The sequence below is a fragment of the Actinomadura sp. KC216 genome (assembly GCF_004348535.1).
Classification (GTDB): domain Bacteria; phylum Actinomycetota; class Actinomycetes; order Streptosporangiales; family Streptosporangiaceae; genus Spirillospora.
Map to the genome: position 1 here is coordinate 1 of NZ_SMJX01000192.1, position 15,754 is coordinate 15,754.

Annotated in this window: 14 protein-coding genes; 8 read left to right on the plus strand and 6 right to left on the minus strand. The window is 73.4% G+C overall.

What is annotated here, in order from left to right; genetic code table 11:
- From E1264_RS27720 to E1264_RS27730, 3 genes are all read left to right on the plus strand, one after another.
- The coding region (locus tag E1264_RS27720; RefSeq protein ID WP_132178386.1) for an ABC transporter permease at window positions 1-801 on the plus strand (801 nt) is incomplete at its 5' end.
- Window positions 794-1,828 (plus strand): ABC transporter ATP-binding protein, encoded by a 1,035-nt coding sequence (locus E1264_RS27725; protein WP_132178387.1) that lies wholly within the window; start codon window positions 794-796, stop codon window positions 1,826-1,828. The genes E1264_RS27720 and E1264_RS27725, both read left to right, overlap by 8 nt.
- Window positions 1,821-2,612, plus strand: a complete 792-nt coding sequence (locus E1264_RS27730) for an ATP-binding cassette domain-containing protein (protein ID WP_132178388.1) — start codon at window positions 1,821-1,823, stop codon at window positions 2,610-2,612. The genes E1264_RS27725 and E1264_RS27730 overlap by 8 nt, the downstream gene beginning before the upstream one ends.
- 85 nt (window positions 2,613-2,697) lie before the next feature.
- Here the strand turns inward: E1264_RS27730 and E1264_RS27735 are convergent, their stop codons facing one another.
- The 5 genes from E1264_RS27735 to E1264_RS27755 all read right to left on the minus strand — a co-directional run bounded on the left by E1264_RS27735 (window position 2,698) and on the right by E1264_RS27755 (window position 7,207).
- A complete protein-coding gene (locus E1264_RS27735) occupies window positions 2,698-4,269 on the minus strand; it encodes a sulfatase-like hydrolase/transferase (protein WP_132178389.1) in 1,572 nt (523 codons plus the stop codon).
- A gap of 109 nt (window positions 4,270-4,378) precedes the next feature.
- A complete protein-coding gene (locus E1264_RS27740) occupies window positions 4,379-4,621 on the minus strand; it encodes a hypothetical protein (protein ID WP_132178390.1) in 243 nt (80 codons plus the stop codon).
- A gap of 246 nt (window positions 4,622-4,867) precedes the next feature.
- Window positions 4,868-5,341 carry a carboxymuconolactone decarboxylase family protein gene (locus tag E1264_RS27745; RefSeq protein ID WP_132178391.1) on the minus strand — a complete coding sequence of 158 codons (474 nt, stop codon included), beginning with the start codon at window positions 5,339-5,341 and terminating at the stop codon, window positions 4,868-4,870.
- A gap of 88 nt (window positions 5,342-5,429) precedes the next feature.
- On the minus strand, window positions 5,430-6,125 hold the full coding sequence (locus tag E1264_RS27750; RefSeq protein WP_132178392.1) for a hypothetical protein: 696 nt from the start codon (window positions 6,123-6,125) through the stop codon (window positions 5,430-5,432).
- Window positions 6,122-7,207 carry an OmpA family protein gene (locus E1264_RS27755; protein WP_132178393.1) on the minus strand — a complete coding sequence of 362 codons (1,086 nt, stop codon included), beginning with the start codon at window positions 7,205-7,207 and terminating at the stop codon, window positions 6,122-6,124. The genes E1264_RS27750 and E1264_RS27755 overlap by 4 nt, the downstream gene beginning before the upstream one ends.
- 194 nt (window positions 7,208-7,401) lie before the next feature.
- Here E1264_RS27755 and E1264_RS27760 point away from each other — a divergent pair, with 194 nt between their 5' ends.
- Window positions 7,402-10,914 (plus strand): hypothetical protein, encoded by a 3,513-nt coding sequence (locus E1264_RS27760; protein WP_132178394.1) that lies wholly within the window; start codon window positions 7,402-7,404, stop codon window positions 10,912-10,914.
- An 18-nt stretch (window positions 10,915-10,932) separates the two neighbouring features.
- On the opposite strand, the gene E1264_RS27765 is transcribed toward E1264_RS27760, so the two are convergent.
- A complete protein-coding gene (locus E1264_RS27765) occupies window positions 10,933-11,610 on the minus strand; it encodes a peptidylprolyl isomerase (protein ID WP_132178395.1) in 678 nt (225 codons plus the stop codon).
- A 96-nt stretch (window positions 11,611-11,706) separates the two neighbouring features.
- On the opposite strand from E1264_RS27765, the gene E1264_RS27770 reads away from it, so the two are divergent.
- The 4 genes from E1264_RS27770 to E1264_RS27785 are packed head-to-tail and all read left to right on the plus strand — an operon-like array spanning window position 11,707 to window position 15,359.
- On the plus strand, window positions 11,707-12,345 hold the full coding sequence (locus tag E1264_RS27770; protein WP_132178396.1) for a sigma-70 family RNA polymerase sigma factor: 639 nt from the start codon (window positions 11,707-11,709) through the stop codon (window positions 12,343-12,345).
- Complete coding sequence (locus E1264_RS27775; RefSeq protein WP_132178397.1) at window positions 12,329-13,426, plus strand: hypothetical protein; 1,098 nt, start codon at window positions 12,329-12,331, stop codon at window positions 13,424-13,426. Before E1264_RS27770 ends, E1264_RS27775 begins: the two co-directional genes overlap by 17 nt.
- Window positions 13,423-14,514, plus strand: a complete 1,092-nt coding sequence (locus E1264_RS27780; protein ID WP_132178398.1) for an ATP-binding cassette domain-containing protein — start codon at window positions 13,423-13,425, stop codon at window positions 14,512-14,514. Before E1264_RS27775 ends, E1264_RS27780 begins: the two co-directional genes overlap by 4 nt.
- Window positions 14,511-15,359 (plus strand): ABC transporter permease, encoded by an 849-nt coding sequence (locus E1264_RS27785; protein ID WP_132178399.1) that lies wholly within the window; start codon window positions 14,511-14,513, stop codon window positions 15,357-15,359. The genes E1264_RS27780 and E1264_RS27785 overlap by 4 nt, the downstream gene beginning before the upstream one ends.
- Window positions 15,360-15,754 lie beyond the last annotated feature (395 nt).

Sequence of the window (15,754 nt, forward strand, 5' to 3'; positions counted from 1 at the left end):
CGGCGGCTCGGGTGGGGACGGGTCGCGGCGCTGGGCTTCGTCGTCCTGTGCCTGCTCGTCACCGTGCTGGTGCCCTTCCTGCCCGTCGCCGATCCCGCCCGGCAGGACGTGGGACGGACGCTCGCCGACATCTCCGGCGACCACTGGCTCGGCACCGACCAGCTCGGCCGCGACCTGTTCAGCCGGCTGCTGTGGGGCGTCCACACCTCGATGCTCGCCGCGCTCACCGCGATCGGCGTCGCGGCGGCCATCGGGGTGCCCACCGGGCTGCTCGCCGGCTACCGGGGCGGCTGGATCGACGGGATCACCGGGCGGATCGCCGACGTCGTCCTCACCGTGCCCGCCCTGATCCTGCTGCTGACGGTGCAGGCCGCGCTGCGCACCGGGATCACGGGGCAGATGGTGACGCTCGGGGTGATCTTCGCCCCGCGGATCTACCGGGTGGTCAGGGCCGAGACGATGCGGCTCGCGGTCAGCCCGTTCGTCACCGCCGGGCGGATGTCCGGCTGCTCGCACACCCGGATCGTGTGGCGCTACCTGCTGCCGGGGGTGCGCGACCAGGTCGCCGTGCAGATCAGCTACCTGCTGGGCCTCGCGCTCGTGGTGGAGGCGGGCATCAGCTTCCTCGGCGTCGGCGTCCAGCCGCCGGGCGCGAGCCTCGGCACGCTGCTGACCGGCGCGTCGGCGATGCTCGCGTCCGAGCCGCGGGTGGTGCTCGTCCCCGCCGTGGTGATCACCGTGCTGATCCTCTGCCTGAACCTGCTCGGGGACGTCGAGGACAGGGAGGAGCGGCATGGCTGACCGCGCCGAAGGCGGGCCCGCGCTCCGCGTGGACGGCCTGACCGTCGAGCTGGACCGGGGCCACTCCCCCGCCCAGCTGGTGACGGACGTGTCCTTCGACATCCGGCCGGGCGAGATGGTGGGGCTGGTCGGCGAGTCGGGCTCGGGCAAGAGCCTGACGGCGTCGGCGGTGGCGGGGCTGCTGCCGCGCGGCGTCCGGCTGGCCGGCGGGCGGATCGAGCTGGCCGGCCGGGTCGTGGACGGCGACGGCTTCCGCGCGAAGCGGCGCGACTCGCTGGCGATGGTGTTCCAGAACCCGATGACCAGCCTCAACCCGTCGATGCGGGTCGGCGACCAGGTCGCCGAGGCGCTGCGGACGCGCCGCAAGGGCCTGTCCCGCCGCGACGCCCGCAAGCGGGCGGTCCAGATCCTGGACGACGTCGGCATCGACCGGGCGGCGGAGCGGGCACGGCAGTACCCGTTCGAGTTCTCCGGCGGCATGCGCCAGCGCGTGATGATCGCGATCGCCGTCGCCGGGGACCCGTCGGTGCTGATCGCGGACGAGCCGACCACGGCCCTGGACGTGACCGTCCAGCAGGGCGTGATGGACCTGATCGACCGGCTGCGCCGCGACCTCGGGCTCGCGACCCTGCTCGTCTCCCACGACCTCGCGCTGGTCAGCGAGCGCTGCGACCGGCTGCTGATCATGTACGCCGGGGAGCTGGTCGAGACCGGGAGCACATCGGCCGTGCTCGGCGACGCCCTGCACCCCTACGTCAACGCGCTCGCCCGCTGCATCCCGGAACGCGCCATCGAGCTGGGGACCATCCGCTCCCTGCCCGGGGCCGTCCCGCAGCCGGGGCAGATCGCGGCGGGGTGCCGGTTCCTGCCGCGCTGCTCGTTCGGCATCGACGCCTGCGCCGAGCACCATCCGCCGCTCGCGGAGCACGCGCCGGGGCGGAACGTCCGGTGCCTGCGCGCCGGGGAGCCCGCCCTCGCCGACGACCCCGAAGACCGGGTCACGATGCGGAAGGACGCCGATGTCTGAGGCACTGCTCGAAGTCGAGGCGGTCACCAAGACGTTCCGCACCGGCGGCTGGCCGCGTCGCGGCAGGCCGGTCGTCGCGGTCGACGGAGTGAGCCTCGCCATGGCCGCCGGGGAGTCGCTCGGGGTCGTCGGGGAGTCGGGGTCGGGCAAGTCGACGCTGGCGGGCGTCATCTGCGGCCTCACCCGCCCGGACTCGGGCCGGGTGCGCATCGCCGGGCGCGACATCCACGCGGGCCGCCGCGTCGACCGGGAGGTGTGGCGCACGGTCCAGATGGTGTTCCAGGACCCGTACACCTCGCTGAACCCCTACATGACCGTCGAGGAGATCGTCGCCGAGCCGCTGCGGCTGTGGCGGGAGCTGCCGGCGGTGGAGGCCCGCAAGCGCGCGGTGGAGATCCTCGACCGGGTGGGGCTCGGCTCCCAGGTGGCGTCGCGGCGGCCGTCCAGCCTGTCGGGCGGGCAGCGCCAGCGGGCCTCGATCGCGCGGGCGCTCGCGGTCTCCCCCGAGCTGATGGTGCTGGACGAGTCGGTCTCGGCCCTGGACGTCTCCGTCCAGGCGCAGATCCTCCAGCTCCTGCTGGACCTGAAGCGGGAGGACGGGCTGTCCTACCTGCTGATCAGCCATGACATCAGCGTGATCCGGCTGGTCTGCGACCGGGTGCTGGTGATGAACAAGGGCGCGGTCGTCGAGGAGTGCACCGCGGAAGGGCTCACCGAGGAGGCCGTGCAGCACCCGTACACGCGCCGGCTGCTGTCCGCGGTGCCCGAGCTGGCGGTGGGCTGACGGTCCGGGCGGTGGCCTGACCGTCCGGGCGGTGGGCTGACCGTCCGGGCCGGGCGTCTGGCGCTCCGGCCCGGACGGCGCGTTCTCACCCCATGGCCTGGGGACGGAGCCGGGGCTCGCGCACCGGGGGCAGGTTCTCGTAGAGGTCCCGGATCAGCTCGGCCTTGACCTCGGCCACCGCGGGGTCGTCCCACCGGTTGACCCACTGGTAGGGGTCGTCGGCCAGGTGGTACAGCTCACCCTCACTGCCGTCGTAGATGATCTCCCGCTCGGGGGCACGCATCCCGAAGTCGGCGTACCGGTCGGCCTTCGGCATGCCGTACTCGCGGTCGGTCGGCTCGTACACCGTGCAGATCCAGCCGTCCTGGACGATCGTCCGCAGCCGGTAACCGGTGTCGAGCTGGCTGTCCCACTCCACGAGCGCGCGCTCGCGTCCCGACCCGGCGGCCGTCGGCAGCGGCCGTCCCTGCATCCAGCCGGGCACGGGCACGCCCGCGATCTCGCAGAAGGTCGGGGCGAGGTCGATCTGGCCGACCGGCTCGGGCACCACCGCGGGCGCCACGCCCGCCGACCGCGCAGGACGCCACACCATCGGCAGCCGCATCAGCGCGTCCACGTGGTAAGGGCCCTTGAACAGCAGGCCCAGCTCGCCCTGGAACTCGCCGTGGTCGGTGGTCACGAACACGTCCGTGTCGTCGCCCCAGCCGCGTTCCTCGATCTTGGCGAGCACCCGGCCGAACGCCTCGTCCAGCAGCTCGTTCTTGGCATGGACCAGCGCGTTCAGCTCGCGGATCTGGTCATGGGTGAGGTTCGCCGGGACGAAGTCGCCGGGCGCGGCGTCGACGTTGGGCACCGAGCCGTCGTACCAGGCCAGCCAGTGCTCCGGACGGCCCGCCAGGATCTCCCTGATCCGCTCGTCGGACCCGGGGTGGCCGGGCGGCAGGTCGAGCTTGCGCCAGTCGACCCGGCCGACCTCGGACGCGGGCACGTCCCAGGGGTGGTGCGGGTCGGGGAAGCTCATCCAGCAGAACCAGTCGTCGTCATCGTCGAGGGTGTCGAGCCAGGCCGCCGTCCGGTCGGCCACCCAATCGGTGTGGTAGTGCTCGCGCGGCACCGGGTTGTGGGCCACGCCCGGCGCGCCGGTGTCGCCGCCCGGGGCCGCCGAGAAGATCCGCAGGAACCCGCCGGTCTCGTCGGGATGCTCCTGGCGGAGCCAGTTCGCGTAGTGCGAGGCGCCCTGCGGGCCGTGCCCGGCGAACTCCACGTACTCGAAGCCGCGGTAGGGGCCGTGCTCGCCCGCGAGCGGGATCCGGTTCTGCTCCCACTTCCCCGCCGGGTCGGCGATCGGCTCGAAGTGCACCTTGCCGATCAGCGCCGTGCGGTACCCGCCGTCCCGCAGGACCTGGGCGACGCTGGGCGCGTCGTCCGGCAGCGGCACCCCGTTGGCGATCGCGCCGTGCGTCCGCGGGTACTGCCCGGTCAGCATGCTGGACCGCGCCGGGGTGCACACGACGTTCTGGCAGTAGGCCCGCTCGAACCGCACCCCCTCGGCGGCGAGCCCGTCGGTCACGGGCGTCCGCGCCACCTCGCCGCCGTTGCACCCGTACGCGTCGTACCGCTGCTGGTCGGTGGTGATGAACAGGATCCTGCGCCCCATATGGCTCCTCCAGAACGCGCGGGCATGCGTCGGCGACTGCAAAAATGATACTAACTTCAGAATTACCAAATCGCCATGCCCTGCCTGGACGTGGTGCCGGGCCAGAGGGTCAGCCTGCGGCGAGGTCCCAGCGGCCGCTGGTGATCTTCTCGCGGAGCTCGCCCGCGCTGCCCGCGTGGACGATGACGCGGGACCCGCAGACGGCGGTCCACCGGTGGGCGTGCCGGTCGAAGATGATTCCCCAGCCGCCGGCGGAGGCCGGGTTGAACTGGGCCCGGACGATGGCCAGCTCGCGTTCACACGTCGCCTCGTGGTCCAGCATTCCGCTGGCGTGCAGGTTTTCGATGGCCATGGGTGTTCCTGGGGGTGGACGGCCGGTTTGGACAACCTCTGGACAACCCCATACTCAGGTCGCCGCAGGTCGTTGCCCAATCCCACCTGTCCATTGCACCGAGGCTATGACCGGCCACCGTGAGTGATCACGAAGGGGGCACGGACAGGGAGCGGACAGGGAAAGGCCCCGCCGATCGGGGGCACGAACTCGGCGGGGCCTTGGCATGGGGGCCCGGGCGGGCCCTGGTGTACGGGTCGGGTCAGATCAGCCCCACTGGCCGGGCTCATAGTCGCCGGCGGGCTGCTGGGTGATGACGTTCATCCGGTTCCAGGCGTTGATGAGGGCGATCTCCGACACCAGGGCGGCGAGCTGGTCGTCGTCGTAGTGCTTGACGGCGTTCCTCCACACCTCGTCCGGCACACCGCACGCGGCGTCGGCAATGCGGGTGCCCTGCTCGGTCAGCTCCAGGGCGGCACGCTCGGCCTCGGTGAAGACCTTGGCCTCCCGCCAGGCCGCGATCATGTTCAGCCGCGCCGGAGTCTCCCCCGCGTGCGCGGCGTCCTTGGTGTGCATGTCGACGCAGACCCCGCAGCCGTTGATCTGGCTGGCGCGGATGTGCACCAGCTCCCGCGTCGCGGCGGGCAGCGTCGTCTTGCCCAGCTCCCTGCCCGCCGATTGGACGTACTTCATGAACTTGGCCGTGGCCGGGTTGCCGTAGTAGTCGAATCGAGCGTCCATCACGTTCTCCTTGCCGTGTCAGCCGTTACATGAAGACCGACGGGACGGCCAGGCGAGATGTGACGTCCATACGGATGTGAGGTGCTTCTCACCGCTGCACGGGGATGTTCGGCACCGGGTGGAAGGCGGGGATCTCCACCGTGACGTGGGTGGCGGTCGGGCTGATGACGAACACCTGGCTCAGCGGGATCTCCTCGCCCTGGTCGAGGGAGCTGTAGTCGATGCCGGGCGGGGTCCGGTAGCACAGGCACCAGTTGTCGTGGAAGAGGGTCGCGTGGCGCTGCCCCTCGTACACGATGCGCACACCGGACGGCTGGACGACCGATTCCCCCCAGCGTCCGGCGGCGGCGAACTTGCCCGGCCCGATGCCGCCGGAGCTGTCGCTCTCGTTGCGCAGGGTCCAGTAGAGGACGCCGAGGCCCTGCCCGTCCGCCTTGAACCCGTTGATCTTCACGGCGGCTCCGGTCCGGTCGGAGCCGTTCGAGTTCTTCGCCTCGGCGGGGTTGAACTTCGCCTCGGCCAGCACGGGCGGCGTCGGCCTCGCGGTCGGCCCGGTGGGCGGGGCGGACCCCGGGGAGGGTGCCCGGCCCTGAACGGGGGCGACGGCGCCGTCCGCCTGCGCGGGCAACGCGTGCAGAGCCGGGCCTGCCAGCAGGAGCAGGGCGGCGAGGAGCGCGGTCATCGGACGGCGGGACATGCGGATGCTCGCTTTCATCTGCTCGCTCTTCATCGTGCGGACGGCCTTCATCGTGCGGACGGCCTTCATCGCGCGGACGGCCTTCATCGGGCGAAGCCGATCGTCACTCGCCGGTTGCGCTTGCGGTTCTCCTCGGTGTCGTTGCCGGCCACCGGGTCGGCCGAGCCGTGCCCCGACGCCCGGTAGGTGATGCCGGGCTTGGTGACCATCGGCGCCAGCGCCTTCTGCACCGCCTGCGCCCGCCGCTGCGACAGCGGGACGTTGATGGCGTCGTTGCCGGTGTCGTCGGTGTAGCCGTCGATCGTGACGACGGTCGCCGACTTCGAGGCGTTGATCTGGGCGGCGACCCTGCGCAGGACGTCCTGCGCGCGCGGGTTCAGGTCCGCCTTGTTGATCGCGAACAGCACGTCCGCCGACAGGCGCACCTCGACCTTCTGGTCGTTGACGGTCTGCTCGCTGCTGCCGTCCAGGGCCTGCGACTCGTCGGTGACCGAGACGATCTCGGGACCGTCCAGGGCGACCTTGGCGGGATCGCGCTCCTCCTGACCCTCGGGCGCCGTCACCGGGCCGGGCCGATCCCCGATCGGGACGTCCATGAACGGCGGGGTGTTGGGCACGAACAGCATCACCTCGCGCACCGGAGGCACCGGGAAGTTCACGAAGTACTCGGCGCTCGTGCCCGGCTCGATGAACATCCCCGTTCCCTCCGCGATGGAGCAGACGCATCTGTCGTCCGCGCCCCACCACGGGTAGTAACGCTTGCGGTTGACGCCGTCGACGAGCGTGACGCCGGACAGGGTGTCGTTGGCACTCTTGCGCCCGCCGAGGTCGGACTGGCTGAACAGGAACGATCCCTCGGCGCCGAAGTGGGTGACGCGGAGGCGCGCGGTGACCGCCTTGCCGGAGGTCTTGTCGAGCGAGAGCAGGTCGACGCGGACGGGCTGCTTCGCCAGGACCCATTGCGACATCCCCGTGGCCGGCAGCGTGCCGCCACCACCGCCCTTCCCCTTGCCGCTACCTCCACCTCCGTCCCCGTCTCCGCCTCCGTCTCCGAAGCCGGGCAGGGAGCAACCCGCCAGCAGGACCGTCCCGGCCACCGAGACGGCGGCCAGCCGCTGCCGGGACCGCTGCCGGGAGCGTCGCGAGCGTTGCGGGGTTCGGCGGAGCATTCTGCACCTTTCATGGGGATGCGGGTGGCGGGTTGCGAACGTGCGGCGCCGGGACGGGTTCGCGTGACGACCCGGTCTCGGTCCGTTCTGGTGGTCTACGCTGTGCCGCGTTGTGCAGCAAGGGGGCCCGAAACTGCACAACCCGCGATGGACGCGGTGAAGCCGGAAACCGACGACAGAACCGGGGGTGGCCCATGCCCCGTCCCGAGCGAGAACTCGATCCGCAGGCCGATCCGCTGCACGGTTTCGCGCACGAACTCCGGGAGCTGAGGCGCGAAGCCGGGGAGCCCGGCTACCGGGAACTGGCCGACCGGACCCGCTTCTCGGCGTCGGCGCTGGCCGCGGCGGCGCGCGGGGAACGGCTGCCGAGCCTCCAGGTCACGCTCGCCTACGTCGACGCCTGCGGCGGGGACCGCGACGCGTGGAAGCGGCGGTGGGAGGACCTGCGGCGCCTCCTCACGGAGGAGACCTCCGACGCCCCCGACGCGGAGCCTCCCTACCTCGGGCTCTCCCGGTACGAGGCCGGGGACGCGGGACGGTTCTTCGGCCGCGACGCGCTGGTCGACGAGATCGTCGCCCGGACGCGGCGGGACCGCTTCGTCGCCGTGTTCGGCCCGTCGGGGAGCGGGAAGTCCTCGCTGCTGCGCGCGGGCGTCGTCCCCCGCCTGGGCCTGGACGCGACGGTCGTCACGCCGGGCGAGCACGGCACGCCGCCGCCCGACGCGGAGCTGCTGGTGGTCGACCAGTTCGAGGAGGTGTTCACGCTCCGCCCGGACGCCGCCGACCGGCACGCCTTCATCGACGCGGTCCTCGCCCGCCGGGGACGTACGGTCATCGCCGTCCGGGCCGACTTCTACGGGCGCTGCGCCGAGCACCCCGAGCTGGTCGCGGCGCTGCGCGACGCGGGCGTGCTGGTCGGCTCGATGCGCGGGGAGGAGCTGCGCGAGGCGATCGTCAAACCGGCCGCCGCCGAGGGGCTGGTGCTGGAGCCCGCGCTGATGGCGCGGGTGATCCAGGACGCGGGCACCGAGCCGGGAGCGCTGCCGCTGGTGTCGCACGCAATGCTGGAGACGTGGCGGAGGCGGCGCGGCAAGACGCTGACGCTGGCCGGATACGAGGCGGCGGGCGGCGTGCACGGCGCGATCGCCGACACGGCGGAGGACATCTACCAGCGGCTGTCCGGGCCCGACCGGCGGGCGGTGCGGCGGCTGATGACGCGGCTGGTCACGGTCGGCGACACGGCCCCCGAGCTGAGCGCGCGGCGTCCTGTGGGCCGCGCCGAGCTCGACGGCGCGCTGCGCTGCGGCGCCCTCGTCGAGCGGCTGGCGCGCGCCCGCCTGGTCACCCTGCACGGGGACGAGGTGGAGATCGCGCACGAGGCGCTGATCCGCACCTGGCCGCGGCTGCGCGAATGGCTCGCCAGGGACCGCGAGGGGCTGCGCCTGCACGCCCGGCTGGCGGCGGCCGCCGCCGAATGGGACGCCATCGGACGCGACGAGGGCAGCCTCTACCAGGGACCGCGCCTCACCATGGCCGCCGAGTGGGCCGAGACGCACGGCGAAGACCTCGGCCCTCTGGAACGTGACTTCCTGGACGCCTCGTCCGCCGCGCACCGCAGGAGGACGGCGGCGGCCGAGCGGCGGACGCGCGTGCTGCAGGGGCTGGTGTCGGCGCTGTCGGTCCTGCTGCTGGTCGCCGTCGCGTCCGGGGGCCTGGCGTTGAGCGAGCGGGCGGAGGCCGACGAGCAGCGGCGGCTGGCACGGTCCCGGCAGCTTGCGGCCGAGGCGGTGGCGCGGCTGCCCACCGATGTCAGCGGGGCCGCCCGCAGCGCCGCCGAGGCGTACCGGACCGCCCCGACCCTGGACGCCCGCAGCGCGGTGCTGAGCATCGCGGCGCGCCGCCCCTACCAGGCGAGGCTGACCGGGCACGCGGGCATGGTGAAGGCGGTCGCGATCCGTCCGGACGGCGCGGAGCTGGCCACCGGCGGGCAGGACGGCACCGTGATCCTCTGGGACGGCCGCGCGCGCACCGAGACGGGCCGGCTCCGCCCGGACGGCGGCGCCGTGCGCGCCCTGGAGTACAGCCCGGACGGCGCCCTGCTCGCCGCCGCCGACCTGGCCGGCGGTGTCACACTGTGGCGGGCATCAGACAAGGCGCGGGTCGCCCGCCTGCAGACGAAGGGCGTCCTCGACGGGCTCGCGTTCAGCCCCGACGGGCGCCTGGTCGCCGCGTCCGGGGCGGCGAAGAAGACCGTGGTCTGGGAGACCTCCACCGGCCGGAAGGTCGACGAGCTCGGCGGGTACGGCGGCAAGATGACCGAGGTCGCGTTCGCGCCGGACGGGCGTCGGCTGGCCATCGCGGACAAGAGCGGCCGCGTCGCGCTATGGACCCCGCGCACCGGCGACGGGGAACCGGAGCCGGCCGAAGCGGAGATGCTGAACGTCAGCGACGCGCCGCTCTACGCCGTGGCGTTCAGCCCGGACGGGCGGCGCCTGGCCGCCGCAGGCGAGGACTCCGAGGTCCATCTCTGGGACCTGCCCGGCCGCCGCCCGCTGAAGCCCAAGCGGCGGCTGGCGCATGCCGCCCCGGTCCGGGCGCTGGCCTTCACCGACGGCGGCCGGACGCTCATCTCGGCCGGATACGACCGGGTCGCGAAGCTGTGGGACACGGGCTCGCAGACCGCCGTCACCGAGCTCACCGGCCACACCAGCGGGCTGTACGACGTGGCCGCCGCCCCGGACGGCGGGCTGATCGCCACCGCCGCCGCGGACCAGAGCGCCCTGATCCGCGACCGCCGGACGATGCCGTACACCGGCCACACCGGGTGGGTGAACGCCGTCTCCCTCGTGGAGGGCGGGCGCGCCGCCGTGTCGGCGGACCAGGACGGCGCCGTCCGCTGGTGGGACACCCGCGACCACCGCCCGGCCGACGCGCCCGCCACCGGCGGCAAGGGCGGGCTGGGGGCCATGGACACCGCCGCCAGCGGCCGGACCGTCGCGACCGGCGGCGACGACGGGACGATCCGGATCTGGCAGGACCGGCGCCTCGCCGCCACCCTGGAAGGGCACACCCAGGGGGTTCGCAGCATCGCGTTCGCTCCGGACGGCCGGACGCTCGCCGCCGCGGACCACAGCGGCGCGGTCATCTGGTGGGACCTGGCCGCGCGCCGCCCGGTCGCCACCCTGAAGCGCGGCCGTCCGCTGGTCGGCGACGTGGCGTTCAGCCCTGACGGGAGGACGCTCGTCACCGGCGGTGACGACCGCGCCTTGACGTTCTGGGACCTCGGCGCGCGGCGTCCGGTCGCACGGGTGACCGGGCACGCGGGCGACGTCGAGGAGATCGACTTCAGCCCGGACGGGCGGTTGCTGGCGTCCGGCGGCGGCGACGGCCGGGTCCTGCTGTGGGACGCGCGGTCGCGCCGCCGCACCGGCGTGCTCGCCGGGCACACGGCGGAGATCCGGGCGATCGAGTTCGGCGCGTCCGGGGATCGCCTGGCCAGCGCGAGCCTCGACCGTTCCGTCGTCGTGTGGGACGTCCCAGGACGCACACGATGGGCCACGCTCACCGGCCACACCGACCTCGTCCTGGGCCTGTCGTTCGGCCGGGACGGCCGCACCCTGCTGTCCTCAAGCGGCGACCAGACGATCACCGCCTGGGACCTGGCCCCGGACCGCGCCGCCGCGTCCCTGAGGACCCTGTCACGCTGAGAGGGGCGGGCTCCCGGATCAGCCGTGGAAGAAGACGCGGTGGATCTTGACGGGCTTGGCGGGCTCGCCGTCCTGGGGACCGTTCGGGCCGGGGATGATCCCGCCCTTCACGATCCGGTCGAGGACCGGGAGGCCCCAGGTGACCTTGCCCAGGACCGTGTACGCGGGCGGGATGTCGGCCCGGGAGTGGACGAGGAAGAACTGGCTGCCGTTGGTGTCCGGACCCCAGTTGCCCATGGCGACCGTCCCGCGCGGGTAGGTCTCCTTGCCGGTGAGCTCGTCGTCGAACTTGTAGCCGGGTCCGCCCTCTTCCGCACGGTAGATGTCGCCGCACTGCAGCACGCCGAGCCGCGCCGAGTTGGTCAGCCGCCAGCAGCGCGTGTCGTTGTAGAACTTCTGCCGGGTCAGGCTCACGAAGCTGTGCACGGCGCAGGGGGCGTTGCGGCGGTCCATGCGGATGGCGACGATGCCGAAGTTGGTGACCAGGACGACGTCGACCTTGCCGTGGGCGCGGGCCTTGGAGCGGGGCGGCCGCACCGGCTTGGCGGGCGGGTTGTCGGGCGTCGGCGTGTACACGCACCGGACCGTGTGCCCGCCACCGGAGGTCGGGGCGGGAGCCGCTTGGGCGGCACCCGCCGGAAGGAGCGCGGTGGCGAGGACGGCAGCCGACGTGAGGACGGCCCAGCGGGGTCTCATAACGCCCCAACGTAGTGATCACCGACGTATCGGCCTAGTGGCAAATCCCGACGAAGCCCGATGTCACATGCGGAGCGTCGGCGGTGCTCTACAGGTATGGACCTCGTAGGGCAAGGTGGGAGCGCACCGGCCGCCGCGCTCCCGGCCGCCCTGTCCGCAGAAGGCCACGGCGGCGAGACCGGGCGTGCCGAGCGGAAGGGCGGCGGGGTGGCGGTGCCGGATCGTCCGAGTCGGGAGGCGGCCGTCCGGGCCGACCTCGAAGAGGTGTTCCGCGCGGCGTATCCGCGGGTCGTCGCCGTCGCCGCCCGCGTGCTCGGCACCCGTGACGAGGCTGAAGACGTCGCCCAAGAGGTGTTCCTGGCGTTCGCGCGCTCCGCTGTCCCGGCGGGCGAGGCGGGCGGCTGGCTGTCGGTCGCCGCCGCGCACACCGCGCTGAACCACCTGCGCTCCGGCCGCCGCCGCGCGTCCCGGGAAGAGGCCGCCGACGACGGCGGCGCGGTCAGCCCGGACGTCGCCGACGCGGTCGTGACACTCGACGAACGCCGCCGCGTGCGGGCCGCCCTGGCGCGGCTCCCGCGCAGGCAGGCGGTCGCCCTCGTCCTGCGGCACAGCGGCCTCAGCTATGCCGAGGTCGCCGCCGCCCTCGATCTTTCCCCCGGCAGCGTGGGCACCACCGTGCGGCGCGCCGAGTCCGCTCTGCGGGAGGAGTTGAACCGTCATGCGCCATCCGAGTGACGGCACGCTGCGCCGGCTGCTGGACGAGCCGTCCGGCGTCGCCGTCGCCGATCGCGACCACGTCGCGGGCTGCACGGCATGCCTGTCCGATCTGGCCGCCGTCCAGGAGGACGCGACCGCCACCGCGTCCGCCCTCGACATCGCGTTCGCCCCGGAGGTCGAGCTCATCGTGGACGTCGACGCGGGCTGGCACCGCCTCACCGCCGCCATCGCGGCAGGGGAAACGCCGCCGGAATCAGCGGCCGCCCCTCCGAGCCGCTGGCAGGCGAAGCTGCGCAACCCGGTGGTCGCCATCGTCGGAGTCGTCGCCCTGCTGGGCGGGGCCGGTGTCGCGGCGGCGGCGGACTGGTTCCAGGTCTTCCGCGCCGAGAAGGTCGCCCCGGTCACCGCTCCCCGCGCCGACCTGGTGCGGCTGCCGGAGCTCGACGCCTTCGGCGACCTGGTGGTGACCTCGAAGATCGAGGTCCACCAGGTCGCCGGCGCCGCGGCCGCGCAGAAGGCCACGGGGCTCCCCGTCCCACGCGTGTCCAGGCTTCCCCGCGGCGTGACGGGAGAACCCGTGTACCGGGTCGGCGGCAAGGCGAGCGCGCTGTTCACGTTCTCGATGGCGAAGACGGCGCAGACCGTCGCGGCGGCCGGGGGGAAGGCACCACCGCCACCACCCGGCCTGGACGGCAGCCGGTTCCGGCTGGGCGCCGGCCCCGGGATCGTCGCGGCCTGGTCGCAGGGCCGTCCCGTCCCCGCCCTCATCGTCGCCCGCGCGGTCGCGCCCACGGTGTACTCGTCGGGCCTCCCGTTCGAGACGGCCCGCGACTACCTGCTGTCCCTGCCCACCCTGCCGGAGAACGTCCGGGCGCAGCTGCGCGCCTACACCGGCACAGGAACGACGCTGCCGCTGTTCGTGTCGGTCGAGAAGATGAAGACGTCCACGGCCGACGTCGGCGGGATCCCGGCCACGGTGCTCACCGCGCGGGACGGCGCGATGTCGGCCGTGGTCTGGGCGGACGACGGCGTGGTCACCGCCGTGGCGGGCTCGCTGAGCCCCCGCGAGGTGCTGTCGGTGGCCAGGGGGCTGCGTTGACACCCCGCACCGAGGCCGCCGAGCGGCTACTCGCGGAGCTGCCACCGGCACCGGCGGCATGGTGCTCCGGCCTGCGCAAGAAGTACCGGCGCCAGACCGCGGTCAACGACGTGTCGTTCGCCGTCGGACGCGGCGAGGTGGTCGGCCTGCTCGGCCCGAACGGCGCCGGGAAGACGACCGTCATCAAGATCCTGCTCGGCCTGGTCCGCCCGGACGCGGGCGAGGTGCTCCTGCTCGGACGCCCCGCACGTGACCCGCGCGCCCGCGCCCGCGTCGGCTACCTGCCGGAACTCTTCCGGTACCAGCCGTGGCTCACCGCCGCCGAGGTGCTGCGCCTGCACGTCCGGCTCGCGGGCGCCACGGTGCCGGACGGGGAGCGCCGCGAATGCCTGGCCGCCGTCGGCCTCGCCGACCGGGCCGGAGACAGGGTGGGCGGCTTCTCCAAGGGCATGCAGCAGCGCCTCGGGCTGGCGGTCGCCCTGGTCGCCCGCCCGGACCTCGTCGTCCTGGACGAGCCCACCAGCGCCCTCGACCCGATCGGACGCGCCGACGTCCGCGACCTCCTCCTGTCCCTCCGATCCCGCGGCGTCGCGGTCCTGCTCAACTCCCATCTGATCGGAGAGGTGGAGCGGGTCTGCGACCGGGTCGTCATCCTCGACAAGGGCCGGGTGGCCGCCTCCGGCACCCTGGCCGAACTACTCGGCGCCCGCGAGCTACGCCTGCGCCTGGACGGGGTGACCCCGGCCGCAGAAGCACGCCTAGCCGCCGCCGGCCGCCTAACCCGCACCGCCGACGAGTACATCATCGAACTCCCCACCACCGAGCAAGGCCCAGGCCACAGCACCAACCAGACCGCCAGCCAGAACACCGCCCAGGACACCGGGCAGGACACCGGGCAGGACACCGGGCAGGACACCGGGCAGGACACCGGGCAGGACACCGGGCAGGGCCCCGACGCCGTCCCGGACCTGATAGCCGACCTGGTGGCGCTCGGGGTGCGGGTGCACGCCGTCGAACCCGGGCGGATCAGTCTGGAAGAGCGGCTCCTCGACATCCTCCGCACCGGTTCCGAAGGTGATCGCCGATGACCGCCCGGATCGTCCTCATCGTCGCCGCCCTCACCCTCCAGGAGGCCGCGCGCAGGCGCGTGCTGCGGTCGCTCGCCGTGATGACGGTGGTCCTGCTCGGCCTCAGCGCCTGGGGCTTCGCGCGGCTGGACGCGGAGTTCGGCACGCTCACCAGCGGAGAGGCCCGGCTTGCCGCGTCCACGGTGCTGAACCTGGTGATGTTCGGGCTGAGCCTGATCGCCGCGCTCGGCACCGCGTTCCTGGCCGGCCCGACCATGGCGGGCGAGATCGAGTCGGGGACGGCGCTTGCCGTCCTCGCACGGCCGATCCGCCGTTCCGCGGTCCTGCTGGGCAAATGGCTGGGCCTGGTGATCTTCGCCAGCGGCTTCGTGGCCGTGGCGGGGCTGGCGCAGCTCGTCATCGTCAAGGTCACGATGGACTACTGGCCCCCGGCACCGGTGACCGGCCTGGTGCTGCTGGCCGCACAGTCGGCCGTGCTGCTCACCCTCGGGCTGCTGCTCTCCACCGTGATCTCCCCGATGGCGTCGGGCATCGTCGCGGTCGGCCTGTTCGGCGCCACCTGGATCGCGGGCGTGGTCGGCGGCGTCGGCCAGGCCCTCGGCAACGCGGGCGTGGAGCGGGTCGGCGCCGTCTCCCGGGTGCTGCTCCCGACGGACGGCCTGTGGCGCGGCGCCATGCACGCGCTCCAGCACCCGGCGCTGGGCGCCGGCCTCCCCCAGGGCTTCGACGGTCACCCGTTCCTGAGCGACTCCCCGCTCACCATCACCTACATCGCCTGGATCTGCCTCTGGATCGGCGTCGCCCTAGCCCTCGCCGGCCTCGCCTTCCAGCGCCGCGACCTCTAACCAACAACCACCACCAACCAGTCAGCAGCCCAACGGCCCTCACCACCCACCGGCTAGAAGACCACGAGCCAGCGGCCAGCAAGCCCCAGCCACGAGACCACCGCACATCCGACCACCGCACATCCGTTCGACCCGCGGAACCCGCAGGTGGCGCTGCCGCCGATCACGAGCCCGAACGCGCCGAACCCATCGGTGGCGCCGGGCCAGGTCGCGACGCCGCAGAGCCGGCTGCCGACCACCGCACATCCGACCACCGCGCACAAGGCACCGCACATCCGACCACCGCGCACAAGGCACCGCGCACAAGGCACCGCGCACAAGGCACCGCGCACAAGGCACCGCGCACAAGGCACCGCGCACAAGGCACCGCGCACAAGGCACCGCGCACAAGGCAC